Source organism: Amycolatopsis sp. PSD-21 (genome assembly GCF_055561455.1).
The window spans coordinates 997,463-1,022,614 of sequence record NZ_CM145712.1 but is presented as its reverse complement, the minus strand read 5'-3'; the positions used below and the strand labels follow the sequence as shown (position 1 = coordinate 1,022,614).

The 25,152-nt window shown below is 69.1% G+C and carries 26 protein-coding genes; 16 read left to right on the top strand and 10 right to left on the bottom strand.

The annotated features are described in order from the left end of the window. Positions 1-26: 26 nt before the first annotated feature. The 5 genes from ACZ1DY_RS05270 to ACZ1DY_RS05250 all read left to right on the top strand — a co-directional run bounded on the left by ACZ1DY_RS05270 (position 27) and on the right by ACZ1DY_RS05250 (position 3,500). Entirely contained in the window at positions 27-1,664 is a 1,638-nt protein-coding gene (locus ACZ1DY_RS05270; protein WP_126735203.1) for an acyl-CoA carboxylase subunit beta, read from the top strand. Then, positions 1,661-1,879 (top strand): acyl-CoA carboxylase subunit epsilon, encoded by a 219-nt coding sequence (locus tag ACZ1DY_RS05265; RefSeq protein WP_016331339.1) that lies wholly within the window; start codon positions 1,661-1,663, stop codon positions 1,877-1,879. The genes ACZ1DY_RS05270 and ACZ1DY_RS05265 overlap by 4 nt, the downstream gene beginning before the upstream one ends. A gap of 63 nt (positions 1,880-1,942) precedes the next feature. Beyond that, a complete protein-coding gene (locus tag ACZ1DY_RS05260; RefSeq protein ID WP_257489124.1) occupies positions 1,943-2,776 on the top strand; it encodes a helix-turn-helix domain-containing protein in 834 nt (277 codons plus the stop codon). Positions 2,777-2,973: 197 nt separating this feature from the next. Then, complete coding sequence (locus tag ACZ1DY_RS05255; RefSeq protein ID WP_126735206.1) at positions 2,974-3,180, top strand: DUF397 domain-containing protein; 207 nt, start codon at positions 2,974-2,976, stop codon at positions 3,178-3,180. After that, positions 3,177-3,500 carry a hypothetical protein gene (locus tag ACZ1DY_RS05250; RefSeq protein ID WP_192746675.1) on the top strand — a complete coding sequence of 108 codons (324 nt, stop codon included), beginning with the start codon at positions 3,177-3,179 and terminating at the stop codon, positions 3,498-3,500. Before ACZ1DY_RS05255 ends, ACZ1DY_RS05250 begins: the two co-directional genes overlap by 4 nt. 41 nt (positions 3,501-3,541) lie before the next feature. On the opposite strand, the gene ACZ1DY_RS05245 is transcribed toward ACZ1DY_RS05250, so the two are convergent. Further along, entirely contained in the window at positions 3,542-5,347 is a 1,806-nt protein-coding gene (locus ACZ1DY_RS05245; RefSeq protein WP_465483744.1) for a glycoside hydrolase family 3 protein, read from the bottom strand. 167 nt (positions 5,348-5,514) lie between these two features. Between ACZ1DY_RS05245 and ACZ1DY_RS05240 the strand changes: the two genes are divergently transcribed. Together ACZ1DY_RS05240 and ACZ1DY_RS05235 are read left to right on the top strand one after the other, a co-directional pair. Further along, a complete protein-coding gene (locus ACZ1DY_RS05240; protein ID WP_465483743.1) occupies positions 5,515-6,141 on the top strand; it encodes a Maf family protein in 627 nt (208 codons plus the stop codon). Between the two features lie 100 nt (positions 6,142-6,241). Continuing rightward, positions 6,242-7,603: a dicarboxylate/amino acid:cation symporter gene (locus ACZ1DY_RS05235; RefSeq protein ID WP_465483742.1), complete on the top strand. Its 1,362-nt coding sequence runs from the start codon at positions 6,242-6,244 to the stop codon at positions 7,601-7,603. A gap of 145 nt (positions 7,604-7,748) precedes the next feature. Here the strand turns inward: ACZ1DY_RS05235 and ACZ1DY_RS05230 are convergent, their stop codons facing one another. Beyond that, positions 7,749-8,432, bottom strand: a complete 684-nt coding sequence (locus ACZ1DY_RS05230) for a hypothetical protein (protein WP_465485827.1) — start codon at positions 8,430-8,432, stop codon at positions 7,749-7,751. Positions 8,433-8,515: 83 nt separating this feature from the next. On the opposite strand from ACZ1DY_RS05230, the gene ACZ1DY_RS05225 reads away from it, so the two are divergent. The 6 genes from ACZ1DY_RS05225 (at position 8,516) to ACZ1DY_RS05200 (ending at position 12,791) form a co-directional block, all read left to right on the top strand. Beyond that, positions 8,516-8,800, top strand: a complete 285-nt coding sequence (locus ACZ1DY_RS05225) for an SAV_915 family protein (RefSeq protein WP_126735211.1) — start codon at positions 8,516-8,518, stop codon at positions 8,798-8,800. A 108-nt stretch (positions 8,801-8,908) separates the two neighbouring features. Then, complete coding sequence (locus ACZ1DY_RS05220; RefSeq protein ID WP_465483741.1) at positions 8,909-10,699, top strand: acetyl/propionyl/methylcrotonyl-CoA carboxylase subunit alpha; 1,791 nt, start codon at positions 8,909-8,911, stop codon at positions 10,697-10,699. Positions 10,700-11,016: 317 nt separating this feature from the next. Continuing rightward, on the top strand, positions 11,017-11,481 hold the full coding sequence (locus tag ACZ1DY_RS05215) for a DUF1707 SHOCT-like domain-containing protein (RefSeq protein ID WP_126735213.1): 465 nt from the start codon (positions 11,017-11,019) through the stop codon (positions 11,479-11,481). A gap of 41 nt (positions 11,482-11,522) precedes the next feature. Further along, positions 11,523-11,897, top strand: coding sequence for a DUF1707 SHOCT-like domain-containing protein (locus ACZ1DY_RS05210; protein WP_465485826.1), 375 nt, complete (start codon positions 11,523-11,525; stop codon positions 11,895-11,897). A gap of 37 nt (positions 11,898-11,934) precedes the next feature. Next, the gene (locus ACZ1DY_RS05205) at positions 11,935-12,231 is read left to right on the top strand and encodes a cold-shock protein (RefSeq protein WP_257489129.1); all 297 of its coding nucleotides are present in this window, start codon (positions 11,935-11,937) and stop codon (positions 12,229-12,231) included. Between the two features lie 29 nt (positions 12,232-12,260). Next, positions 12,261-12,791 carry a GNAT family N-acetyltransferase gene (locus ACZ1DY_RS05200; protein ID WP_126735215.1) on the top strand — a complete coding sequence of 177 codons (531 nt, stop codon included), beginning with the start codon at positions 12,261-12,263 and terminating at the stop codon, positions 12,789-12,791. 33 nt (positions 12,792-12,824) lie between these two features. Here the strand turns inward: ACZ1DY_RS05200 and ACZ1DY_RS05195 are convergent, their stop codons facing one another. Further along, entirely contained in the window at positions 12,825-14,288 is a 1,464-nt protein-coding gene (locus ACZ1DY_RS05195; protein WP_257489130.1) for a benzaldehyde dehydrogenase, read from the bottom strand. 215 nt (positions 14,289-14,503) lie between these two features. After that, positions 14,504-16,243 carry a glycerol-3-phosphate dehydrogenase/oxidase gene (locus ACZ1DY_RS05190; RefSeq protein WP_465483740.1) on the bottom strand — a complete coding sequence of 580 codons (1,740 nt, stop codon included), beginning with the start codon at positions 16,241-16,243 and terminating at the stop codon, positions 14,504-14,506. A 234-nt stretch (positions 16,244-16,477) separates the two neighbouring features. On the opposite strand from ACZ1DY_RS05190, the gene ACZ1DY_RS05185 reads away from it, so the two are divergent. Both ACZ1DY_RS05185 and glpK read left to right on the top strand, forming a co-directional pair. After that, positions 16,478-17,233 carry an MIP/aquaporin family protein gene (locus ACZ1DY_RS05185; RefSeq protein WP_185927257.1) on the top strand — a complete coding sequence of 252 codons (756 nt, stop codon included), beginning with the start codon at positions 16,478-16,480 and terminating at the stop codon, positions 17,231-17,233. Between the two features lie 13 nt (positions 17,234-17,246). Beyond that, complete coding sequence (glpK, locus tag ACZ1DY_RS05180) at positions 17,247-18,758, top strand: glycerol kinase GlpK (RefSeq protein ID WP_465483739.1); 1,512 nt, start codon at positions 17,247-17,249, stop codon at positions 18,756-18,758. Between the two features lie 82 nt (positions 18,759-18,840). On the opposite strand, the gene ACZ1DY_RS05175 is transcribed toward glpK, so the two are convergent. The 4 genes from ACZ1DY_RS05175 to ACZ1DY_RS05160 all read right to left on the bottom strand — a co-directional run bounded on the left by ACZ1DY_RS05175 (position 18,841) and on the right by ACZ1DY_RS05160 (position 22,125). Continuing rightward, positions 18,841-19,407 carry a hypothetical protein gene (locus ACZ1DY_RS05175; RefSeq protein WP_465483738.1) on the bottom strand — a complete coding sequence of 189 codons (567 nt, stop codon included), beginning with the start codon at positions 19,405-19,407 and terminating at the stop codon, positions 18,841-18,843. A gap of 65 nt (positions 19,408-19,472) precedes the next feature. Further along, positions 19,473-20,102 (bottom strand): class F sortase, encoded by a 630-nt coding sequence (locus tag ACZ1DY_RS05170; RefSeq protein WP_465483737.1) that lies wholly within the window; start codon positions 20,100-20,102, stop codon positions 19,473-19,475. A gap of 75 nt (positions 20,103-20,177) precedes the next feature. Next, positions 20,178-20,618: a hypothetical protein gene (locus ACZ1DY_RS05165; RefSeq protein WP_371878907.1), complete on the bottom strand. Its 441-nt coding sequence runs from the start codon at positions 20,616-20,618 to the stop codon at positions 20,178-20,180. Positions 20,619-20,721: 103 nt separating this feature from the next. Then, positions 20,722-22,125 (bottom strand): NAD(P)H-quinone dehydrogenase, encoded by a 1,404-nt coding sequence (locus tag ACZ1DY_RS05160; protein ID WP_063272373.1) that lies wholly within the window; start codon positions 22,123-22,125, stop codon positions 20,722-20,724. 127 nt (positions 22,126-22,252) lie between these two features. Here ACZ1DY_RS05160 and ACZ1DY_RS05155 point away from each other — a divergent pair, with 127 nt between their 5' ends. Next, entirely contained in the window at positions 22,253-22,705 is a 453-nt protein-coding gene (locus tag ACZ1DY_RS05155; RefSeq protein ID WP_185927259.1) for a gamma-glutamylcyclotransferase family protein, read from the top strand. A 42-nt stretch (positions 22,706-22,747) separates the two neighbouring features. On the opposite strand, the gene ACZ1DY_RS05150 is transcribed toward ACZ1DY_RS05155, so the two are convergent. Beyond that, positions 22,748-23,590 (bottom strand): DUF559 domain-containing protein, encoded by an 843-nt coding sequence (locus tag ACZ1DY_RS05150; RefSeq protein WP_465485825.1) that lies wholly within the window; start codon positions 23,588-23,590, stop codon positions 22,748-22,750. Between the two features lie 239 nt (positions 23,591-23,829). Next, positions 23,830-25,128, bottom strand: coding sequence for an amidohydrolase (locus ACZ1DY_RS05145; protein WP_257489134.1), 1,299 nt, complete (start codon positions 25,126-25,128; stop codon positions 23,830-23,832). Positions 25,129-25,152 lie beyond the last annotated feature (24 nt).

The following is a 25,152-nucleotide window of genomic DNA, read 5'->3' as shown; positions in this document are numbered from 1 at the left end:
CCGTCGAGTAGCTAGGCTGCGCTTTCATGAGCAGTGCGACGGAGCCGCTCGGGACGCCGCCCGAGGACGAACCGGACATCCACACCACGGCCGGCAAGCTGGCCGACCTGTACCGCCGGTATGACGAGGCGGTCCACGCGGGTTCCGCGAGGGCGGTGGAGAAACAGCACGCCAAGGGCAAGAAGACCGCCCGCGAGCGGATCGACCTGCTGCTGGACGAGGGCTCCTTCGTCGAACTCGACGAGCTCGCGAAGCACCGCTCGGTGAACTTCGGCCAGGAGAAGAACCGGCCCTACGGCGACGGCGTCGTCACCGGCTACGGCACCGTCGACGGGCGTCCGGTGTGCGTGTTCAGCCAGGACGTCACGGTCTTCGGCGGTTCACTCGGTGAGGTGTACGGCGAGAAGATCGTCAAGGTGATGGACCTGGCGATCAAGACCGGCCGCCCGATCATCGGCATCAACGAGGGCGGTGGCGCGCGGATCCAGGAAGGCGTCGTCTCGCTCGGGCTGTACGGCGAGATCTTCAACCGCAACGTCAAGGCGTCCGGCGTCATCCCGCAGATCTCGCTGATCATGGGCGCCAACGCGGGCGGGCACGTCTACTCCCCCGCGCTGACCGACTTCGTGGTGATGGTCGACAAGACGTCGCACATGTTCATCACCGGTCCCGACGTCGTGAAGACCGTGACGGGTGAAGAGGTCTCCTTCGAGGAGCTCGGCGGCGGGCGCACGCACAACACCCGTTCGGGCAACGCGCACTACCTCGGTTCCGACGACGAGGACGCGATCGCCTACGTCAAGGAACTGCTCTCGTTCCTCCCGGCGAACAACCTGTCCGAGGCGCCGCTCTTCGAGACCGGCTCCGCGCCCGGTGGATTCTTCGACGACGTCACCGAGTCCGACCGCGAACTCGACACGCTGATCCCGGACTCGCCGAACCAGCCGTACGACATGCACGAGGTCATCACCCGCATCGTCGACGACGGCGACTTCCTCGAGGTCCACGAGCTGTTCGCGCCCAACATCCTGGTCGGCTTCGGCCGGGTGGACGGGCGCAGCGTCGGCATCGTGGCGAACCAGCCGACCCAGTTCGCCGGCTGCCTCGACATCGACGCGTCCGAGAAGGCCGCGCGGTTCGTGCGCACCTGCGACGCGTTCAACATCCCGGTGCTGACCTTCGTCGACGTCCCCGGCTTCCTGCCCGGCACCGACCAGGAGTGGAACGGCATCATCCGGCGCGGCGCGAAGCTGATCTACGCCTACGCCGAAGCGACCGTCCCCCTCGTCACCGTCATCACCCGCAAGGCGTACGGCGGCGCGTACGACGTCATGGGTTCGAAGCACCTCGGCGCGGACATCAACCTGGCCTGGCCGACGGCGCAGGTCGCGGTCATGGGCGCGCAGGGCGCGGCGAACATCGTGCACCGCAAGACCCTCGCCGCGGCCGCCGCCGACGGCAAGGACGTCGACGCGCTGCGCGCCGAGCTGATCCAGGAGTACGAGGACACGCTCCTGAACCCGTACGCGGCGGCCGAACGCGGCTACGTCGACTCGGTGATCGTGCCCGCGCACACCCGCGGCCACATCGCGAAGGCGCTCTCGCTGCTCCAAGGCAAACGGGAGACGCTGCCGCCCAAGAAGCACGGGAACATCCCGCTGTGACCGCGCCCGAAACCCCGCTGCTGCGCGTCGTCCGGGGCAACCCGGACGACGCCGAGCTCGCCGCGCTGACCGCCGTCGTCGCGGCGGCGGCCGGTGCGCGGGCGCCGGAACCGGCCCCGAAACGGGATTCCTGGTGGGCGGACAAGGCTTCGCTCGTACGGGCGCCGCTCGCGCCCGGCGAAGGGGCTTGGCGGGCTTCTGCGCTGCCTCGCTGAAAGCGGCTTCGCGGGCTATCGTGACGGATCCGCCGACCGCGATCGCCCACTGGAAAGCCGTGCGTGACGAACCAGGACCAGCTCTCCACCGAATTGCGCCGTCTGCGCAAAGCCGCCGGGTTGACCGGTACCGAAGCGGCCAGGCTCACCGGCCTCAGTCAGTCGAAGGTCTCGCGGGTCGAAACCGGCGCGTTCATGCCGACGGAGGACCAGGTCGTCGCGCTGTGCCGCGTCTACGGCGCGCCCGCGAAGGTCCGGCGGGCGCTCGTCGCGATCACGCGGGACCTCCGTGAGGAGGCGTCGTCCGCCCGCGTCGTCCTCCAGCGCGGTGCCTGGCGGATGCAGCAGCGCATCGGCAAGATCGAGACGGCGTCCGCCCGTATCCGGAGTTTCCAGCCGACCATCGTGTTCGGCCTGCTCCAGACCCGCGACTACATCACCGCCCTGTTCGGTGATTCGCTGCCTGACGGCGAACGCGACCAGACGGTGGAGGCCAGGCTGGAGCGCCAGCGGATCCTCGACTCGAACCGCGAGTTCCACTTCGTGCTCACCGAAGGCGCCCTGCGGTGGAACATGGGCGGCGCGGCGACGATGCTGGCCCAGCTCGATCACCTCGTCGAGGTGTCCCGGCGCGGCCGGGTGCGCCTGGGCGTGATCCCGTGGACCACCCCGGTTTCGGTCCCGGTCCTCCACGGTTTCGACATCTACGACTCGCGCGCGGTGCTCCTCGGCACCCAGACGGCCACGGCGCTCGTCACGGACGAACGCGAAGTGGCCGACTACGAGGAGAACTTCACCGAAGTCGAGCACTACGCGACCTACGGCGATGTCGCCTGCTCTCATCTGACGCGGATCGCCGCCGACTACCGACAGCTCGCGGCCGATTCACTTCGGTGACCTAAGACCCTTTGCGTTATGCACTCCGAGAGTGCATCGTGAGTAAAGCAGTTGTCGGTGAAGGCGCCTTTTCGTGCGCCGAACGCGATCACCGAAGCCGTTCACCGACCAGCGGGCGCAGATCACCCGATCTCGCCAACCTTACTGCCGCGCAACCCGTCTACTTGCCGAAACAGTCACTGGGGAAAGGGCCTCCGATGACCACCTGGCACGAGAACATGACCGGCTGGCACAAGTCGACCTACACGCACTGGGAAGAGAACGCCTGCGTCGAGGTCGGCGCCGCACCCGGCCTGGTCGGGATCCGCGACACCAAGCAGTGGGCGATGCCGGACGAGATCCGGCCGATCCTGGTGCTCCCGGCCGAGTCCTTCGCCGCGCTCCTCGAGCACCTCGGACGATGAACGACGTCGCCGAGCCGTACATGGTCCACGATCCGCGGGAGATGGCGGGCCAGCTGATCAACGGCAACTGGATCGTCGCGCGGTGGGAGCACCTCGGCGAGGACGAGGACCTCGACCACTGGACGGCCGTCCTGCGGAGCCACTGCGAGGAACTCGACGTCGATCCGTACGTCATCAACATCCCGAGGAAGAGCCTGACGATCGTCTTCAACGGCGCGCTCCCCGCGCCGACGTTCGAACAGCTCGAGAAGTCGATCGCGGCCATCGAGTACCACCGCTTCGTCGAACGCGAAATCGGGCCGAGACCCCTGACCTCGTGAGTGGTAAGGACGGTTAGAACCGTCCTTACCACTCACGAGGCCTACCGGCGGTACCGCAGGCCGTAGCCGTACGGGTACAGCGCCTTCTTGCCGTCACCGACGTTCACCGGTTCCTGCGCCGCACTGGCCGGCCAGCTGAACGTCAGCTTCCCGGTCGGGTTGTAGTCGCCGTAAAGGACATCCGCGACACCGGCGCCTTCGCTGCCCGGGAGCCAGGCGGCGAGGAGCCCGTCGAACTGCGGCAGCTGCGCGGCGATGTCGAGCGGGCGCCCGGACACGGTCACCACGACGACCGGGACCCCGGAAGCCTTCAGTTTGGCGATCGTGGCGAGGTCTTCCGCGTCGAGTCCGAAGCCGTTCGGCCGGTCTCCCTGTCCTTCCGCGTACGGCGTTTCGCCCACCACGGCGAGGGCGACCTGGTAGCTGCCGTCGATTCCGTTACCCGCACGGTCATAGGTCACCGTGGTTCCCTTCCCCGCCCCCGACTTGATGCCGTCGAGGATGGTCGTGCCCGGGATCACCGGGCCGCTCTGCCCTTGCCAGGTGAGCGTCCAGCCACCCGCCTGGTTGCCGATGTCGTGCGCGTTCTTGCCCGCGACGAAGATCTTGTTGTTCTTCTTCGCCAGTGGCAGCACACCGTCGTTCTTCAGCAGCACCTGGGATTCGCGGACGGCCTGCCGGGCCAGTTCACGATGTTCCTTGCTGCCGAACGTCTTCTGGAGCGAACGGTCGGTGTACGGGTGCTCGAACAGGCCGAGCTTGAACTTCTCCGCCAGGATGCGGCGGTTCGCGTCGTCGATCCGGTCGCGCGGAACACGGCCCGCTTCGACTTCCGCCTTGAGATAGGAGATGAACTGCGGCGCGTCCCACGGGACCATGAACATGTCGATACCCGCGTTGACCGAGAGCCGCACCTCTTCGGGAGTGAAGCCTTCCTTGCCGTCGATCTGGTTGATCGCGTTGTAGTCCGAAATCACCAGGCCGGAGAACCGCAGTTCTCGCTTGAGGACGTCGGTGATGAGGTACTTGTGGGCGTGCATGCGCACACCTTGGAAGCTGGAAAACGAGATCATCACCGAGCCGACGCCGCGGTCGATCGCCTCGCGGAACGGCGGCAGGTGGATCTGGCGCAGTTCGCGTTCGCTGACCTCGGTGTTGCCCTGGTCGACGCCGTTCGTCGTGCCGCCGTCGCCGATGTAGTGCTTCGCCGTCGCGAGCACCGATCCCGGTTTCTCGCCGAGCCTGCGCCCCTGGAGACCGGTGATGGCCGACGCGTTGACGATGGCGTCGCGCGGGGATTCGCCGAAGGATTCGTAGGTCCGGCCCCAGCGATCGTCACGGGCGACGCACAGGCACGGCGAAAAGTCCCACTGCGGACCGGTTCCCGCGACTTCCAGCGCCGTCGCGCGGCCGATCTTCTCGACCAGGCGCGGATTGCCGGCCGCACCGAGGCCGATGTTGTGCGGGAAGATCGTGGCGCCGTAGACATTGTTGTGGCCGTGCACGGCGTCGACGCCGTAGAGCGTGGGAATTCCGAGCGGCGTCGAGATCGCGGCCTTCTGGTACGAGTCGACCATGTCGGCCCACCCGTTCGGCGTGTTGCTGGCGGGCACCGAGCCACCGCCGGAGAGCAGGGACCCCAGTTTGAGCGCGGCGGCCTGGTCGGGGGTGACCGCGCCGCGTTCGGCTTGGGTCATCTGGCCGATCTTGTCGTCGAGACTCATCCGCTTGAGCAGGTCGTTCACCCGCGCGGACGTCGAAGCGTGGGGATTCTTGTAGACCGGTCCGGGGGCGGCCGATGCCACCGGGGCCAGGGCCGAACCGGCGAGGAGCAGTCCTGCGAGCACTGTGGTTTGCGTCGTGCGAAGAGATCTTCTGACGCGGAGGCGGGACGACATTGGTTCCTCCGTAGCTCGAACAATCCATATGTTGCGCGCCACAACAAACTAGCTCCACGTCCGGGTGTCCCAGGTCACAATTAGGCAACAGCGGGCCGTCGAGTACCTTTCGTCAGGTGCGTTTCGTCCTCGCTTCCCAGTCCCCCGCCCGCCTCGGCGTCCTGCGTTCCGCCGGCTTCGACCCGAGCGTCGTCGTGTCCGGCGTCGACGAGGACGCGGTCGCCGCGTCCCTGACCGATCCGGCTCCCGAGGAGCTGGTCCGCGCGCTCGCCTCCGCGAAGGCCGAAGCGGTTTTCGAGGCGCTCGGCGGCCACGGCGACATGGTCATCGTGGGCTGCGATTCGATGCTGTCGATCAACGGTGAAATGGTCGGGAAACCGATCACGCCGGAGGCCGCGCGCGAACGCTGGGCGGCGATGGCGGGCAAAACCGGTGAACTCCTGACCGGCCACGCGATCATCCGCGTCGAAAACGGCGTGAAAACGAAAGAAACGTCCGGAACCGAAGGCACCACTGTTCGCTTCGGCACACCTTCTCAAGAAGAGATCGAGGCGTACATCGCGTCCGGGGAGCCGCTTCAGGTCGCAGGCGGATTCACCCTCGACGGGCTCGGCGGCTGGTTCATCGAGGGAATCGACGGCGACTTCTCGAGCGTCATCGGAATCAGCCTGCCGCTGACCCGGCGTTTGCTGGCCGAGGTCGGCGTGAGCGTCATCGATCTGTGGACGCGTCCCGCATCCTGAGACGACTCCCACACGAACGGGTGATCCGGAAGAGTCCTGCCTCGCCGAACGTTCTTCACGTTCGGGAAATCAGGAAACCTTCACGCACCGGAGTCGCCCCGTGTCTTTCATTCGGACCTATACAAGGCCAAAGGTCTTCGCGGCGGCGGTCCTCGGCTCGCTCGTCGTGGGCGCCCTGCTCGGCGTGCTCGCCAGGACGACCGAGGCGAGCTGGCTGACCGACCTGCTCGACCAGATCGGCACCATCTTCACGACGCTGCTGCAGATCGCGGTGATCCCGCTGGTCTTCACGGCGATCGTGGTCGGCATCAACAGCCTGCGCAATCTCGGCGGCGGCAGGAAGGCCGCGCGGCTGGGCGGCAAGACCGTCCTGTGGTTCGCGATCACGTCGTTCATCGCGTCGCTGATCGGCATCGCCGTCGCCAAGCTGTTCAACCCGGGCAGCGGCGGTCTCGGCGAGGGCGTGGCCGCGACGGCGAAGAACGCGGACAAGGCCGCCAAGAGCACCGAGAACTGGGGTTCCTGGAGCGCTTTCGTCGAAGGCCTGCTGCCCAAGAACTTCTTCACCGCCTTCACCGAGGGCGAGACGCTGCAGGTGCTGTTCCTCGCCGTGCTCATCGGCGCGGCCGCCTACAGCCTCGGCGACAAGGCCAAGCCGTTCGTCGACTTCACCACCAGCGTCTTCGAGATCATCCAGCGCTACCTCGGCTGGATCGTCCGGCTCGCCCCGATCGGCATCATCGGCCTGATCGGCGCCGCGGTCTCGAACTACGGTGACGCCCTGTTCCGGCCGCTGTTCACCACCACGCTCGCGGTGTACGTCGGCTGCTTGCTGGTCCTGTTCGTGGTCTACCCGATCCTGCTGCAGTTCGTGGCGAAGGTCAGCCCGCTGAAGTTCTTCTCGAAGGCGGGCACGGCGATCCAGTTCGCGTTCGCTTCGCAGTCTTCGGCCGCGACGCTGCCCCTCACCCGGCAGTCCGCCGTGAACCTGGGCGTCCAGCCCGCGTACGCCGCCTTCGCGACTCCGCTGGGCAGCGCCACGAAGATGGACGGCTGCGCCGCGGTGTTCCCCGCGATCGGCGCCATCTTCATCGCGAACCTTTCCGGTGTCTCGCTGAACATCTGGCAGTACGTCGGGATCGTCGTGGTCGCCGTGCTCGGCGCGCTGGCCACCGCGGGCACCACCGGCTGGCTGACCGCGCTGACCCTGACCACCGCGTTCATCGGGCTCGACGCGCAGCAGGTGGCGCTCGGGATCGCGCTGATCTACTCGGTGAACCCGATCATGGACATGATGCGGACCGCGACCAACGTCGCCGGCCAGATCGTCGTGCCGGTGGTCGTCGCCCGGGGCGAAGGCCTGCTGGACGACGACGTGCTCAACTCGCCGACGGACCCTGCGCCTACTGCTGACGGCGAAGCGGCTACTTCCGCGAAGGAGCCTGCCACCGCGGGTGCGTGACGCCTCTTTGAGCGCGTGAAGGCCCCCTTCCCTCGGCTGAGCCGAGGGAAGGGGGCCTTCACGCGCTTGGGCTCTTTCGCAGGCGGGGCGGTGACTGTGTGGGTTTCTCCCGCCAGAAGTGGTAGCAAAGGTCCCTTGCTCCCCCTCAGGGGCAGGCCCGCAGATCCGCCTTCGTCAGCCGCACATCCGGCCATCCCCGAAGCTCCGACGGCGCGGTGTACCGGCGCGTGCAGCCCACCGAGCCGCGCGCGACGTCGTAGACCTCCGCGAGCACGGGCGCCGCCTGGCACCGCGCCGAGCCGGACTGCGCGCCCGGGCATTCGTGCCGCACGACGATGACGTCCGCGATCCCGTCGGCGGTCACGTCGTTCAGGGCGACCGTCCCGGCGTCGGAGAAATAGGGCTTCCCGGTGTCCCGCCAGATCCCGCCGCGCGCGACGAACAACTCGCCCGCCGAGCCACCGCCCACGTCGCCGCGCACCAGGCACACCGGCGTCGCGCCGTCGACGCAGCGCAGAGAATCGCCCTTCAGGGTGACCCCCCGGTCGTTGAGCATCAGCGGGTACACGGAGTCCGCCCCGATCCGGAGCACCCCCTGTTTGCCCGCGTCGTCGGCCAGAAGCACGACGGGCAGCCCGCCGACGGTCATCGCGCCGATCTCCCGGCAGGCCGCCGCGCCGCAGTTGACGCCGGGCGCGCTCGGGACACCGTCGGACACCGGAGGCACGCCGGGGTCGCCGGCGGGGGTCGGCGCGGCGGGCCGGAGCAGGACGACGGCCACGATCACGCCCGCCGTCACCACCACCGCCAGCAGCGCGGTGAGCAGCACGGATCGCGGCGCCCCCGCTTCCTGAGTCCGCATATCCGAGAGCGTAAGTGATCTAGCGCAGAGTGCACGTCTATGTTGTTCCTGTGACGAACCCCGCACTGCCCAGCGCACTGTTCCTCCCGACGGCGAAGAAGCCGAAGGACTTCACGAGCGCGGAGATCGAACTCCGCGCGACCAAGGACGGCCGGATGGCGCTGATCGCCTTCAGTTCCGTGCAGCGGCTGGTCGAGTGCTGCGGTCCGCATCAGCCGTGGGCGCTGGTCAAATCCGAGCACCTCGGCCGGGTCCACCAGGCCCAGCCGTACGACCTGATCGTGCTCGATTCCGACCTTCCGGAAGAACTGCGGCACCGCTCCGCGCTGGTATAAACAAAGGTCACTGGGTGGCCTTGCTCTCATTAATCGGAGCGCGAACTTCCGTAAACTGCTGCGGAGCCGCATCGGGGCGGCCCGACGTGCGAACGCAGGAGGTACGGCGTGACCGAGCAGGCCGGCACAGGTGGTCCGGTGACCAAGATCCTGATCGCGAACCGCGGGGAGATCGCGGTACGGGTGATCAGGGCGGCGAAGGACGCCGGGCTGACCAGCGTGGCCGTCTACGCCGACCCGGACCGTGACGCACCCCATGTCCGTCTCGCGGACGAGGCCTTCGCCCTCGGCGGCACCACCGCGGCCGAGAGCTACCTCGTCTTCGACAAGCTGCTCGACGCCGCCAAGCGGTCGGGCGCGGACTCGGTCCACCCCGGCTACGGGTTCCTTTCCGAGAACGCGGACTTCGCCCAGGCCGTGATCGACGCCGGGCTGACCTGGATCGGGCCGAGCCCGCAGTCCATCCGCGACCTCGGCGACAAGGTCACCGCGCGCCACATCGCGCTCCGCGCCGGTGCCCCGCTCGTGCCCGGTACGAAGGACCCCGTCGCGAACGCCGACGAGATCGTCGCCTTCGCCGACGAGCACGGCCTGCCGGTCGCGATCAAGGCGGCGTTCGGCGGTGGCGGCCGCGGGCTGAAGGTCGCCCGCACCCGAGAAGAGATCCCGGAGCTCTTCGAATCCGCGACGCGCGAGGCGGTCTCCGCCTTCGGCCGCGGCGAATGCTTCGTCGAGCGCTACCTGGACAAGCCGCGTCACGTCGAGGCGCAGGTCCTCGCCGACCAGCACGGCAACGCCATCGTCGTCGGCACCCGTGACTGTTCGCTGCAGCGCCGCCACCAGAAGCTGGTCGAGGAGGCGCCCGCCCCCTACCTGACCGACGAGCAGCGCAAGCGCATCCACGAATCCGCGAAGGCGATCTGCAAGGAAGCCGGCTACTACGGCGCCGGGACCGTCGAGTACCTCGTCGCCGTCGACGGCACGATCTCGTTCCTCGAGGTCAACACGCGGCTCCAGGTCGAGCACCCGGTGTCCGAGGAGACCACGGGCCTCGACCTCGTGCGCGAGATGTTCCGCATCGCGCGCGGCGAGAAGCTGCGCATCACCGAGGACCCGGAGCCCCGCGGCCACTCGATCGAGTTCCGCATCAACGGCGAGGACGCCGGCCGCGGCTTCCTGCCCGCGCCCGGCACCGTGACGAAGTTCGTCGCGCCGAGCGGCCCCGGCGTCCGCGTCGACTCGGGTGTCGAGTCCGGCAGCGTGATCGGCGGCCAGTTCGACTCGATGCTCGCGAAGCTGATCGTCACCGGCTCGGACCGGCAGAACGCGCTCGAGCGCAGCCGCCGCGCGCTGGCCGAGATGGTCGCCGACGGGATGGCGACGGTCCTGCCGTTCCACCGCGTGATCGTGGAAGACCCGGCCTTCGTCGGCGACGAGAACGGGTTCAGCGTGCACACCCGCTGGATCGAGACCGAGTTCGAGAACACCATCGAGCCGTTCGTGGCACCGGAAGCCGCCGAGACCGAAGAACCGCCCCGGCAGAACGTCGTCGTCGAGGTCGGCGGCCGCCGTCTCGAAGTGTCGCTCCCCGGTGGTTTCTCGCTCGACGCCGGCGGTGCCGGCGGGACGGCCGTCAAGGCCAAGCCGCGCAAGCGCGCGGGCGGCACCAAGGCGGCGGTGAGCGGCGACGCGGTCACCGCGCCGATGCAGGGCACCATCGTCAAGGTCGCCGTCGAAGAGGGCCAGCAGGTCGAAGCGGGCGAACTGGTCGTCGTGCTCGAAGCGATGAAGATGGAGAACCCGGTCACCGCGCACAAGGCGGGCACCGTGACCGGCCTTTCGGTCGAGGTCGGCGCCGCGGTGACGCAGGGCACCCAGCTGTTCGAGCTGAAGGACTGACCACGTTCCCGGTGAGTCCACTGTGGACTCACCGGGAGCGCCGGGTCAGCAGTGGACGCCTCAGCCGCCGCCATTCGGTGCCGGGCTTCGGTCCGTTCGAGTCGAACGTGCGGATCGCACCGTGCCCCAGATCTTGACGGCGCGGCGACCGCGATCCCGGCCGCCAACGCGACCTTGGTTTCTCGTTCCCGTCCGATTGCCGGACGCGTGACCAGGGTCGAGGGCATAGCGCGACCGCGACAGCACGTTCGCGCCGAGGCGAAAAGCCTGACGAATATCGTGGTTGACCGGGCCTCACCCGGCCTATTCTCGAAAGGGTGAGCGAGGTTCCGTCTCCGCGGCTGCGGATCAGTGATCAGGATCGCGAGTCCGCGCTGACCGCGCTCGGCGAGCACATGAGCGTCGGCAGGATCGACATCGACGAGTTCGGCGAGCGGTCCGCCCGGGTCACCACCGCCAAGACGCGCGGCGAGCTGTCCGAGATCTTCGCCGACCTGCCCGAACCGCATCCGCGCTACGACACGCCCGGGACCGCCGTCGCTGAACCGGAGAAACCGGCATCACCCTGGGCGGGGATCTCCCCGCTACAGCGCGTCATGGGCGCGCTCCTGCCGATCCTGTTCATCGCCACCATCGCGGTCATCATCACCACCGGCATCACCTGGTGGTTCATCCTCGTCCCGATCGGGATCAGCGCTGTCGGCGAGGGCATCTGGGGCAAGGGCTGGGAGAACTCCCACAAGAAGCTCGGGAAGCAGCGCCGACGGGAACTCGACGGCTGATCCGGCCGTAGACTCGGGACGTGAGTGCCGAGAGACCGGACATGCGGCTGAGCGACGCCGAACGCCAAGACGCGCTCGAAGCGCTGGAAGAGCACGTCCGCACCGGCAGACTCGACCTCGACGAGTTCGGCTCGCGGTCGGCGAAGGTCAGCGCGGCCAGGATGGTCAGCGAGCTCGAACCGCTGTTCACGGACCTGCCCTCGCCCCGCCCGAGCGCGCTGCTCCCCCTGCCTCCGATGCCCGGCGTCGCGCAGGCGTCCGCGAGGAACGAGGTCCAGCCGTCCAAATGGCTGACGGCCAGCGCGGTGCCGATCGCCGCCGCGGTCGCGATCGCGCTGTTCTTCTTCACCCGCGGGACGTTCCTCGTCTTCCTGCTGCCGCTGGCGGTCGCGCTGATCATGAGCCGCCGCCGCTGATCCGGAAGCCTCACCGCCGAGCTTCGGAGGAATCGTCATGGCCGAGGGGATCGTCCTCTGGTTCGACTCGGAGAAAGGCGTGGGTGCCGTCAGACCGGACGGCTGGGCCACTCCCCCGGTCCCACGTCGGCGCTGGTGGCGCGGCCGCCGGAACTCGACGGCACCGCCCGCCGGCCCGGAGGAGATCCCCGTTCACTACTCCGAGATCCAGATGCGGGGCTTCAAGGATCTCAACGCCGGTCAGCGCGTGTCGTTCGCGATCGAGCAGGGCCCGAGCGGACCGATGGCGACCCGCGTGACCCCGCTCAGCGGCCCGTGGCCCTACGAACCTTGATCTCCGGCCGGGGTGGTTACCCTCGAAGGGTGGAACCGGTGGAGATCAACGCGGGTGAGTACTACCTGCGGCAACTTCGGGCGGACAAGGCCCTCGACGACCGTCCGGCGCTGGTCGCGGCCTTCGCCGATCCGACGCACCGCAAGTACGTCCTGAACTATCGCCTGCGGGACCTCGACGAGGCGACCGAGTACGTCGCGCTGCGCGCCGCCCAGTGGGCGGGTGACGAGCGCTGTTCCTGGGCGGTGGCCGAGCCGACGACCGGGGATCTGCTGGGCGAGGTCGGTCTGCGGGACCTCGATCTGGACGCCGGGTACGCGGAGGCGTCGGTCTGGGTGCGCGCGGCGTCGCGGGGCAAGGGGATCGCGAGCACCGCGCTCAACGCGGCCCTGCGTTTCGGTTTCGGCGGGCTCGGCCTGCGTGAGGTCAGCTACCGCTACGAGGAGACCAACGAGGTGTCCGCCTCGGTCGCCCGCAAATGCGGGTTCACCCTGGTCGGGCCCGAACTCGACCCGGCCCCGACCGGGGAACGCCTCATCCGCTGGCGCCGCACCGCCTGACCTGCGTTTAGCGGGCTAAACGCGATCCGCCCGTCAGAAGGGGTAGGTGGGCGGCGGGTTCCGGACGGTCACCCAGCGGGTCTCGGTGAACGCCTCGATGTTCGCCGCCGCGCCGCCGAAGCGGCTTCCGGTGCCCGAAGCGGCGACGCCGCCGAAGGGGCTGTTCGCCTCGTCGCTGACCGTCTGGTCGTTGATGTGCACGATCCCGGTCGGGACGCGGTCGGCGAGTTCCAGTCCTTTGAGGACATCGCGCGTGACGATCCCCAGCGAGAGCCCGTACTCGCTCGCCGTCGCGAGGCGGACGGCCTCCTCCGCGTCGGAGAACCGCACGACCGGCGCGACCGGGCCGAAGATCTCCTCGGCCACCGCGGGCGCCGTCGGTGGCACGTCGGCGAGCACCGTCGCGGCGTAGAACAGGCGGTCGTACTCGGCGCCGGCGGCGACCCGCGCCCCCGCCGAGACGCTGGCGGTGACCAGCTCGTGGATCTTGTCCCGCTGCCCGGCGTCGATGATCGGCCCGAGCGCGACCTCCTCCCGCGCCGGGTCGCCCACCCGCAACGCGGCCGCCTTCGCCGCCAGCCGCTCGACGAAGTCGTCGTAGAGCCGCTCGTGCACCAGATGCCGCCCGGTGGTCATGCAGATCTGGCCCTGGTGGAAGAAGGAGCCGAACGCGGCGACTCCGGCGGCTTCGTCGACGTCCGCGTCGTCGAGCACGATGAGCGCGGAGTTCCCGCCCAGTTCGAGATGTGCCCGCTTCAGGTGCTTCCCGGCGAGTTCGCCGACCTTGCGCCCGGCGCCGGTCGACCCGGTGAACGAGATGACCCGGACCGCCGGATGCGTCACCAGCGTCTCGCCGACGTCGGCGCCGCCCGGCAGCATCTGCAGCACCCCCGGCGGCAGGCCGGCTTCCTCGAAGATCCGCGCGAGGACCACGCCGCCGGTGACGGCGGTGCGCGGGTCCGGCTTCAGGATGACCGCGTTCCCCAGTGCGAGCGCCGGGGCGACCGAACGGATGCCGAGGATGATCGGCATGTTGAACGGCGAGATCACCGTGACGACACCGGCCGGGACGCGGCGCGCCATCGAAAGACGCGGCTCCTCACTCGGCAGGAGCTCGCCGTACGGGCGTCCGGGCAGAGCCGCCGCTTCGTAGCATTCCTGCTCCGCGACGTGCAGCGAGAAGCCCGCGACACCCGGCACGGCGCCGACCTCGCGGACGTTCCACCAGCTGATCTCGTCGGCGTGCTCGGACCACAGCCGCGCGGCTTTGCGCAGGACCGCGGCCCGCTGGACGTGCGAGGTCGCCGCCCAGGCCCGCTGCGCCTCGGCCGCCGTCTCCGCCGCTTTCGCGGCGTCTTCGGCCGAGGCGATCCCCACGCTTCCCAGCACCGCTCCGGTCGCGGGCTCCGTGACGTCGCGGATGCCACCGGTCCCGGGCACCCAGGAACCTCCGGCGAAGATCCGGTCCGTCCACGTCGCCGAGTCGAGAAACACCACAGGGCCGCCTTCCGTATCTGTGCCTGATCAAGGAGCCCGCGGCCGCGATCGACGTCGGCAGGGCGCTGATCGAACTTCTCCCGTTCGCGGCCAAGGCCCTGCCACCGCGATAGCGGGACCTTCGGCCGCGCGGGCTGGGACGGCCGACGCTATGCCAGATTCACCGGATCAGGCAATGATCCTTGCGCGCGTGGCACACCACGCGGCATGGACGATCAACTCACCGGCTCGATGATCCCCGAACGCGCTTCCGGCGCGGCCGAGCGCAACGCGTCGGCGGCCTCGTCACTCGGCTGCGACTGGGACTCCCGTTCCGCGTCGACCCGCGCCTTGTACACCTCGACTTCGCGGTTCTCCTCGTCCTTCGACCAGCCGAGCACCTCGCCCGCCAGCGCGGCGACCTGCGCGGCGCAGTCGACGCCCCGGTGCGCGTACTCGATCGAGATCCGCGTCCGCCGCGCGAGCACGTCTTCCAGGTGGAGTGCGCCCTCGTGGCTGGCCGCGTAGACGACCTCGACACCGAGGTAGTCCGGAGCGTGCTCCAGCGGCTTCAGCAGTTCCGGACGTCCTTCGCCGAGCGCGAGGACCTCGTGCACCATCGAGCCGTACCGGTCGAGCAGGTGGCGCACGCGGTACGGGTGCAGCCCGTGTTCGCTGGCCAGGTGGTCGGCCTGATTGACCAGCGCGTGGTACCCGTCGGCGCCCAGCAGCGGCACCTTGTCCGTGATGGACGACTGCGGCCTGCCGGGGAGGTCGATGGCCGCGGCGTCGACGGCGTCGGCCGCCATCACCCGGTACGTCGTGTACTTGCCGCCCGCGATCGCGACCAGCCCCGGCGCGACGCGCGCGACCGCGTGCTCACGCGAAAGCTTCGACGTCTCTTCGCTTTCCCCCGCGAGCAACGGCCGGAGTCCCGCGTAGACGCCCTCGATGTCGTCGTGCGTCAGCGGCGTCGCGAGCACGGTGTTGACGTGTTCGAGGAGGTAGTCGATGTCGTGCTTCGTCGCGGCGGGATGCGCGAGGTCGAGGTTCCAGTCGGTGTCGGTGGTCCCGACGATCCAGTGGTTGCGCCACGGGATGACGAACAGCACGGACTTCTCGGTGCGCAGGATCATGCCCGATTCCGAGACGATCCGGTCGCGCGGGACGACGATGTGCACGCCCTTGCTCGCCCGCACGCGGAATCGGCCGCGGCCGCCGGAAAGGCGCTGCAGCTCGTCGGTCCACACGCCGGTGCAGTTGACCACCGCGGAGGCGTGGATCTCGGTCTCGCGGCCGTCCTCGACGTCGCGCACGCGGACCCCGGAAATCCGGTCCGCCTCGCGGAGGAAACCGACCACCTGGGTGGAGGTGCGCACCACGGCGCCGTAGTGCGCGGCGGTGCGGGCGACGGTCATCGTGTGGCGCGCGTCGTCGGCTTGCGCGTCGTAGTAACGGATCCCGCCGATCAACGCGGACCGCTTCAGCGCCGGGACCATCCGCAGCGCGCCCGCGCGGCTCAGGTGTTTCTGGCCGGGCACCGACCGCGCCCCGCCCATCGTGTCGTACATCAGCAGGCCGGCCGCGGTGTACGGGCGCTCCCAGACCCGGTGGGTCAGCGGGTACAGGAAGCTGACCGGCTTCACCAGATGCGGGGCGATCGTCGTCAGCATGAGCTCGCGTTCCCGCAGAGCCTCCCGCACCAGACCGAATTCCAGCTGTTCGAGGTAACGGAGCCCGCCGTGGAAGAGCTTGCTGGACCGGCTCGACGTGCCAGAGGCGAGGTCGCGCGCTTCGACGAGGGCGACCCGCAGGCCGCGTGTCGCGGCGTCGAGCGCCGTGCCCGCCCCGACCACTCCGCCGCCGATGACGACGAGGTCGAACTTGTCCTCACCCAGCCGCTGCCAAGACTCTTCCCGCTTGAGCGGTCCCAGCCGGGCGGGGCTGTTTTCGGCTTCGCGCTGAGAGCTTGCCACGTGACATTCCTCCTTGTGCCGCTGTGGCTCCAGCATCGCACGATCGGCCGCGACCGGTCCGTTATGCGGGTGACACGTGTGGCGTAACCCTCGTCGATCTTGGAAGGATTGGTTCGCGCGATGCCTGGAAGGAACAAATACGCGACGGTAACGTGCCACGGACGTGGGTCGGCAAGGGCGCCGTAGCACACCGTGTTCGACCCTGCGCGGAATGTCCAAAGTGGAGGTCAAGCGGTGAGTGCAGGAGCCATATTCGTCTGGGAGCTGCTGGGAACGGCGGTCCTGATCCTGTTGGGTAACGGCGTGGTCGCCAACCACGTGTTGCGCAAGAACAACGGCCACAACGGCGGCGTCGTGATGATCACCCTCGGGTGGGCGTTCGCCGTCTTCGCCGGTGCCAGCATCGCCGCGCCGAGCGGCGCGCACCTGAACCCCGCGGTGACACTGGGCCTCGCCATCGCGGACAAGACGAAGTGGGCGGACGTCCCGATCTACTTCGCCGGTCAGATGGTCGGCGCGATCCTCGGCGCCGTGCTCTGCTGGGCCGCCTACAAACTGCAGTTCGACGACCACCCGCAGCGCGACGAAACACTCGGCATCTTCTCGACCGCGCCCCAGATCCCGAACAAGGCGTGGAACCTCGTCACCGAGATCATCGGCACCTTCGTGCTGGTCGCGTGGATCCTGCTCAGCCCGGTCTACGCCAACGCCACGGGTGAGGGCGGCACCCCGACCTTCGGCAACTCCGCGCTCGGTTACGCGGGTGTAGCGTTCGTCGTGCTGGTCATCGGCCAGTCCCTCGGTGGCCCGACCGGTTACGCCATCAACCCGGCCCGCGACCTCGGCCCGCGCATCGCGTACGCGTTCCTGCTGCCCATCAAGAACAAGGCCAACCCGAACTGGGGCTACTCCTGGGTCCCGGTCGCCGGCCCGCTGGTCGGCGGTGCCCTGGCCGCCCTGCTGTTCCTCGCCGTCCACAACCTGACCTGAGACTGGAGCTTCGATGACTTCGTACGTAGCCGCGATCGACCAGGGCACCACGTCGACCCGCTGCATGATCTTCGACCACTCCGGCCGGGTGGTCGCCGTCGACCAGCGGGAACACGAGCAGATCTTCCCGAAGGCCGGCTGGGTCGAGCACAACGCCGAGGAGATCTGGGAGAACACGCGGGCCGTCGCCGCGGGCGCGCTGGCCAAGGGCGACCTGGTCGCGAGCGACATCGTCGCGGTCGGCATCACCAACCAGCGCGAGACCACGCTGGTCTGGGACCGCACCACCGGCAAGCCGGTGTACAACGCGATCGTCTGGCAGGACACCCGCACCGACAAGATCGTCGCCGACCTCGGCGCGCTCGGCGGCGGGCAGGAGCGCTACCGCGCGAAGGTCGGCCTGCCGCTGGCGACCTACTTCTCCGGCCCGAAGATCAAGTGGATCCTCGACAACGTCGACGGTGCCCGCGCGAAGGCCGAAGCCGGTGACCTGGTCTTCGGCAACATGGACACCTGGGTGCTGTGGAACATGACCGGCGGGGTCGACGGCGGCGTGCACGTCACCGACCCGACCAACGCGTCGCGGACCATGCTGATGGACCTCGACACGCTGACCTGGGACAGCGAGATCGCCGAGGAGATGACGATCCCGCTGTCGATGCTCCCGGAGATCCGGTCGTCTTCGGAGACCTACGGCAAGGTCCGGGAGAAGGGCGCGCTGGCCGGGGTCCCGATCTCGGGCATCCTGGGCGACCAGCAGGCGGCGACCTTCGGGCAGGCGTGCCTTTCGCCGGGTGAAGCCAAGAACACCTACGGCACCGGCAACTTCATGCTGCTCAACACCGGCACCGAGAAGGTCATGTCGGACAACGGGCTGCTCACCACGGTCTGCTACAAGATCGGCTCGAACGACACGGTGTACGCGCTCGAAGGCTCGATCGCGGTCACCGGTTCGCTCGTGCAGTGGCTGCGGGACAACCTCGGCCTGATCGGTTCGGCGGCCGAGGTCGAGCAGCACGCCCGCACCGTCGAGGACAATGGCGGCGCATACTTCGTGCCGGCGTTCTCGGGTCTTTTCGCGCCGTACTGGCGTTCCGACGCCCGCGGCGCGATCGTCGGCCTCACCCGGTTCGTCAACAAGGGGCACATCTCGCGGGCGGTCCTGGAGGCGACGGCCTTCCAGTCGCGCGAGGTGATCGACGCGATGAACGCCGACTCCGGTGTGCCGCTGAAGTCGCTGAAGGTCGACGGCGGGATGGTCGTCAACGAGCTGCTCATGCAGTTCCAGGCCGACATCCTCGGCGTGCCCGTGATCCGGCCGGTGGTCAACGAGACCACCGCGCTCGGCGCCGCCTACGCGGCAGGTCTCGCGGTCGGGTTCTGGGAGAGCGAGGACGACATCCGCAACAACTGGGCGCAGGACAAGCAGTGGGACCCGTCGATGGACGAGGCCCGCCGCGAGTCCGAGTACCGGAACTGGAAGAAGGCGGTCACGAAGACCTTCGACTGGGTCGACGAAGACTGACCTGCGTTTCGCGCGTGAAGGCCCCCTTCCCTCGGCTGAGCCGAGGGAAGGGGGCCTTCACGCGCTTGGCGCATTCAGGGGACTAAACGCCGCCGCCGGTTTGCGGAGCACCGGCGGGCGTGACCTTCACCTGGGGCGGCTTGCCCGGCGTGCCGCACGGCTTCGTCAACGCGGCCGGGGCGACCCGTGCCGAACTCGACGACGGCACGCTGCTGGACGGCGGTTGGCTGCTGGACGGAGGCTTGCTGCTCGACGGCGGCGTGGTGGGCGTGGTCGTCTTCGGTGGCGGGCAGGCGATCTCGAACTCGGCGGTCGCCGTCCCACTGGCGCCGGGCCGGCCCGGCCAGCCCTCACAACGGAAACTCGCCTTGAACTTGCCGCTCTTCGCCGCGGCTTTCCCGTACCCGGCATGGTTTCCCGAGCCCGGGCGTCCGCCGAGCGTGACCGGACCGGTCAGGCCCGCCGACGTCACGGCGGTGAACGTGCCGAAGCAAGTGGCGCTGAATCGCAGCTCCTCCCCCGGCAGGACCTTCGCCGGGCGGACCGACAGTTCCGGCGGCGGCGCGGTGGCCGACGCCGGAGGAGCGAGGAGCACTCCCGCCGTCATCGCGAGCAGACCGGCGCTCGCGACGATTCCCTTCATTCCCATGATCTTTCTCCCTCGATGCGAGCCCTCGCATCGAGAACACCATCGGGAAGGGGAATCGGTTGCCTTCAGCGCGCGAGCAACCGGGCGAAAACGATGATGTTGTCGAGATAGTTGCGCGACGCCTTGTCGAAGACCCCGCCGCAGGTGATGAGCCGCAGTTCCGGCTCGGCGGTGTCGCCGTAGACGGCGTCGGTGGGGAACTTGTCCTTCGCCACCCGCTCGACCTTCGTCACCGCGAACTCGGCCGTGGTTCCGTCCTTGCGAGCGACCGAAACCTTGTCTCCGGGCGCCATTTCCTTCAACCGGAAGAAGATCCCTTTCTGCTGGTTCCCGTCCACGTGCCCGAGGATCACCGACGGCCCGACCTCCCCCGGGGTCGGCCCGTGCACGTACCAGCCCGCCTGCAACGGCTGGGTGATCGGCGGTACCTCGATGGTGTTGTCCGCGTTGAGCCCGAGCGGGATCAGGCTGGACCTCGCCTCGATCTTCGGCACGTCGATCGACACGGGATCGGCCTTCGGCATCCCGGCGGACGTTTCCGGCTCGGCACTCGGCTCCACCGAGGCCTGCCCCGCACTCACCGGAGGTGCGGCTGTCTCCCTTGGACCGGACAAGACGATCGCCAGTGTCGCCAGGACGGCCACCAGGACGACCGCGAGCACCAGCGGTGCCCGTCGCCACCATTTCGCTGTCATGTCCACCTCCCGCGGCACGCCACTCCTGACAAACGCCGCGCCCGGCCGGACGGTTGCCCCGGCCGGGTCACGAAGTCAGGACGCCATGCTGCCGTCGCCCGCGTGAGCGGCACCGGAAGGCACCGCGCTCACCTGGCGGGGAGGAACGGTGAACGTTGCCGTATAAGACTTTCCGTTGCAGTCGACGGTCAGCGGATAGCTGCCGGGCGCCGTGCCGTCCTTGAGCTCGACCTCGGCGCTGACGTTCGCCGGGACCCCGATGAGCGGGCCGTAGTCGTACTTCCCGATGCTCAGCACCGGCGAGGAGAACGTCGTCGACGCCGGAGCCTTCAGCCCGTCGCCGCCGGGGCATCGCGCCAGCGCCACGTTGGAGTCGCCGTGGACGTACTTGTTGACGAGCCCGAGTTCGTAGGCGGTGTCGTCGTTGAGCTGCACCGTGACCCCGGGATCCGGCTCGGGCTGCTGAGCGAAACCGGCGGGCGACCCCGCCAGCACCGTCGCACCGATCGCCACCACTCCGGCGAGAACCCTGCGAATCACGGAAACCCCTAGCTGTCAACGAAACCCCGACACGCGCTAGACGCGGGCGCCCCCGCGCTGGTTGCTTCGCCGGGCGCGATCAGTCCAAGTCGTCGTGGCGCATCAACTGGCGGCCCGCCTCGGTGATCGATCCCGACAGCGACGGGTACACCGAAAATGTCAGTGCCAGATGTTCCACTGTGAGCTGGTTCTGGACGGCGAGCGCGATGGGAAGGATGAGCTCGCTCGCCGTCGGCGCCACGACCACCCCACCGACGACCACGCCGGTGGCGGGGCGGCAGAACAGCTTCACGAAACCGCGTCGCAGGCCTTCCATCTTCGCGCGGGCGTTCGTCGCGAGCGGGAGCATGATGGTGCGGGCGGGCACCTCACCCGAGTCGATCGCCTGCTGGCTGATGCCGACGGTCGCGATCTCGGGGTGGGTGAACACGTTGGCGGCGACGGTCTTGAGCTTGATCGGCGCGACACCCTCGCCGAGCGCGTGCCACATCGCGATGCGGCCCTGCATGCTGGCCACGGAAGCGAGCATGAGCACCCCGGTGCAGTCGCCCGCGGCGTAGATGCCGGGCGCGCTGGTGCGGGAAACGCGGTCGACGCCGATGAAGCCGCCGGGGCCGGGCTCGATGCCGACCTTCTCCAGGCCGATGTCGGTGGTGTTGGGCACCGAGCCGACGGTCATCAGCGCGTGGCTGGCTTCGATCACGCGGCCGTCGGAGAGGTGGATCTCGACGCCCTTTTCGGTGCGCTCGACCTTGTCGGCGCGGGCCTGCTTGACGACCGTGGTGCCGCGCTGCGAGAAGACCTCTTCGAGCACGGCGGCGGCGTCGGCGTCCTCGTGCGGGAGCACGCGGTCGCGGCTGGACACGACGGTGACCTTGACGCCCATCTCGGTGTAGGCCGAGGCGAACTCGGCGCCGGTGACACCCGAACCGATGACGGCCAGGTGTTCGGGCAGCTCGCGCAGGTCGTAGAGCTGGCGCCAGTCGAGGATGCGCTCGCCGTCCGGCACGGCGCCGGGCAGCACCCGCGGGGTGGCGCCGGTCGAGATGAGGACGACGTCGGCGTCGAGCACCTCGGTCGAGCCGTCGGGGGCGGTGACGGCGACCTTGTGCGTGGCGAGGCCGGTCTCTTCGTCGTCGAAACGGGCCTGGCCGATGACCACGCGGACGCCCTCGCGCTGGACCCGGGCGCGGATGTCGGCGGACTGCGCGAGCGCGAGGCCCTTCACCCGGCCGTGGACGGTCGGCAGGTCGACGCTGGTGTCGGCCATGTCGGTGTTGATGCCGAGCTCGCGGAGGTCGTGCATGTTCGCCAGCGCGCCGGAGGAGGCGATGAACGTCTTGGACGGGACGCAGTCGTAGAGCACGCACGCGCCGCCCAGGCCGTCACGTTCGACGATCGTGACGTCGGCTCCGTGCTGTGCCGCGACCAGTGCCGCTTCGTAACCGGCGGGGCCTCCGCCCATGATCACGATCTTGGTCACTGGTCTCCTCCTCGCAGCGGTGTCTGTGACTGCGTTTACCGTACGCGGGCGACCGTTGGGCGGATTGAGTGGCCGGACACGGCATGTGCGTCCAGCCGGGTGACCGCCGGGTCGCTAGGCTGTGGCCGTGCCGTTGTATGCCGCGTATGGATCCAATATGGAGCCCTCCCAGATGTTGGAGCGCGCTCCCCACTCGCCCATGGCCGGCACCGGCTGGCTGGAGGGCTGGAGGCTGACCTTCGGGGGCGAAGACCTCGGCTGGGAAGGCGCGCTGGCGACCATCGTCGAAGACCCGGGCTCCCGGGTCTTCGTGGTGCTGTACGACGTCACCTCCCTGGACGAACCCAACCTCGACCGCTGGGAAGGCGGCGAGCTGGGCATCCACTCCAAGATCCGGCTCCGCGTGCAGACCATGGACGGCTCCGTGCTGGCGTGGCTGTACGTCCTGGACGCCTACGAGGGCGGCCTCCCGTCCGCGCGGTACCTTGGCGTGCTGGCCGACGCGGCCGAGGCGGCGGGCGCCCCCGCCGACTACGTCGACGCCCTCCGCACCCGCCCCTGCCAAGGCATCTCCGGCTGACCCGCCGAGTTACGCCTTCAATCACGTGAGTTACGCCCCCAATCACGCGAGTCGCGCCGTACGACGCTCGAACGCTCCGCGTAACTCCGCCAGCAACCGCCCTGGATCCCGCAGATCAGCCGCTGTCGCGCGGATCGTGATCCACCCGCGCGCCGCCATCCGGGCGTCCCGCTCCGCGTCGTAGTCCTTCCTGCCCTCATGTGCTGCGTAGCCGTCGTACTCCAGGGCGATACGCAGCTCAGGCCACGCCAGGTCGAGCACGTACAGCTTTCGCCCATCGATGGTGGCCACCTCGTACTGGGCGACCGGAACCGGCAGTCCGGCCTCCACGACGATCAAGCGAAGAATGCTCTCCGACGGTGATTCGGCCTCGCCCGTCGCGTGCGCGAGCAGCATCTGTGCCCTGTGGATACCTCGCCGGTCCCGGCGGTCGAGGATGCGATCCCGGACGTTGGCGCGTAGGACTCCCCGGTGGTCCGGCGCGAGGTTGTGCAGCGCCTCTTCGAGCGCGGCGAACGCTGTTCGCTTGTCGCCGTCGCAGAGGTGGTCGGCCAGCGCGCGGTCCAACGGGAACACGGGAAGCCCGTCCAGTTCGAGCACGTCGGCCGGGTGGAATTCCGCCCTGTGCACCATCAGCCCAGACCTCGATTGGACTCGTCTCGAGTAGGGCACGGTCAGGTGGACGACCGTGCTGTCGGCAGCCGAAATCCCATGCAGGGCAAGAGAAGTGGCGCCGGAAAGCACCGCTGGTGGCCCGACCGCGAGCAGTGCCGCCTGCGCCAGAGTCGGCAACTTGAGCAGATCTGCCGCGTGGACTATCACGCCTCGCCAAGGCTGAGCCAGCACACCACGCTCCAGCCCTTCGACGACGGCACGTCGCCCCAAGATCTTGTCGGCCTCGCTACGCAAGACCGCCCCATGTAGTCCTCCCCAGTTGATCACATCTTCGAGAATCGGCGACGGGATCAGTCTTGGGAAGGGCACGTTTCCCGAGCTGTGGATAACTCGGTCAGCCTGTGGACAACTCTGTGCACGGGTGTTCGGGTCCGACAGGACCGAACACCCGTGCACAGGGACGTAACTCGCGTGATTGGGGCCGTAACTCGCGTGATTGAAGGCGTAACTCAGGCCAGGGTGGCCAGGGCGGTGTGGACCAGCGTGCGGACACCGCACAGCAGCGAACGCTCGTCGAGGGTGAAGGTCGGGCGGTGGATGTCGGCCATCGGGCCTTCACCGGACCAGACACCGAGGCGAGCGAAGGCGCCCTGGACGTGCTCCAGGTACCACCCGAAGTCCTCGCCGCCGGACGACTGCTCGGTCCCGGCCACGGCGGTTTCGCCCAGCGCGGCCTCGACGCCGGCCCGCATCAGCGCGTGCGACTCCGGATCGGAGACGACCGGCGGCACGCCGCGGCGGTAGTCGAGCGAGAACCCGACCCCGGTCGGCGCGAGCAGCGACTCCACCGAAGCCGCGACGAGCGGCTCCAGCATCGTCCAGACCTCGTGGTCCGCGGTGCGGAGCGTGCCGCGCAGCACCCCGTCCTGCGGGACGGCGTTGGCGGCCTGCCCGGCGTGCACCGCGCCCCAGACCAGCACGGTCCCGGATCGGGGGTCGACGCGGCGCGAGAGCACCGCGGGCAGCGACGTGATCACGGTGCCCAGCGCGTGCACCAGGTCCGCGGTCAGGTGCGGCCGCGAGGTGTGCCCGCCCGGCGAGGTGAGCCGCAGCTCGATGAGGTCGGCGGCCGAGGTCAGCGCGCCTTCGCGCAGGCCGACCTTGCCGACCTCGAGCCGCGGGTCGCAGTGCAGCCCGTAGATCCGCTCGACGCCTTCCATCGCGCCCGCGGCGATCATGTCCAGCGCGCCGCCGGGCATGACCTCCTCGGCGGGCTGGAAGATCAGCCGCACGCGGCCGGGCAGCTCCGGCGCGCCGGCCAGCGCCCGCGCCGCGCCCAGCAGGATCGCGGTGTGCGCGTCGTGCCCGCACATATGCGCGGCGCCGTCGGTCTTGGAGGCGTACGGGAGCCCGGTGGCCTCGGTCAGCGGCAGGGCGTCCATGTCGGCGCGCAGCGCGACGCAGCGGTCGCCGCTGCCGATGTCGCAGACCACGCCGGTGCCCGTGGGGAGCACCCATGGCTTGAGCCCGACCGAGCGGAGCAGGGACATGACCAATTCGGTCGTGGCGAACTCGTGGCGGGAGAGCTCCGGGTGCGCGTGGATGTGACGGCGCCACGCGACGACGTCGGTGGCGTTCGCGCGGAGCCAGTCGTCGAGCCAGAAGGGGCCGCGTCCGGCACCAAGGTCATGCACAGGTGCCATGCTGACGCCGGCCTCGGAAATCAGCGCGGTGGGCGCCTCTATAGGGGCAACGACGCGACCCTCGGGGTCGCCTGGAATGTCCGGACGTGAATCGAGCACCGTCACGCCGCACCTCCTCCCGCGACACTG

Excerpts from the sequence above, each read along its gene's own strand:
- ACZ1DY_RS05170 (WP_465483737.1), bottom strand. The coding sequence starts at position 20,102 with ATGACAGCGAAATGGTGGCGACGGGCACCGCTGGTGCTCGCGGTCGTC.
- ACZ1DY_RS05175 (WP_465483738.1), bottom strand. The coding sequence starts at position 19,407 with ATGGGAATGAAGGGAATCGTCGCGAGCGCCGGTCTGCTCGCGATGACG.
- ACZ1DY_RS05255 (WP_126735206.1), top strand. The coding sequence starts at position 2,974 with ATGACCACCTGGCACGAGAACATGACCGGCTGGCACAAGTCGACCTAC.
- ACZ1DY_RS05210 (WP_465485826.1), top strand. The coding sequence starts at position 11,523 with ATGCGGCTGAGCGACGCCGAACGCCAAGACGCGCTCGAAGCGCTGGAA.
- glpK (WP_465483739.1), top strand. The coding sequence starts at position 17,247 with ATGACTTCGTACGTAGCCGCGATCGACCAGGGCACCACGTCGACCCGC.
- ACZ1DY_RS05205 (WP_257489129.1), top strand. The coding sequence starts at position 11,935 with ATGGCCGAGGGGATCGTCCTCTGGTTCGACTCGGAGAAAGGCGTGGGT.
- ACZ1DY_RS05270 (WP_126735203.1), top strand. The coding sequence starts at position 27 with ATGAGCAGTGCGACGGAGCCGCTCGGGACGCCGCCCGAGGACGAACCG.
- ACZ1DY_RS05250 (WP_192746675.1), top strand. The coding sequence starts at position 3,177 with ATGAACGACGTCGCCGAGCCGTACATGGTCCACGATCCGCGGGAGATG.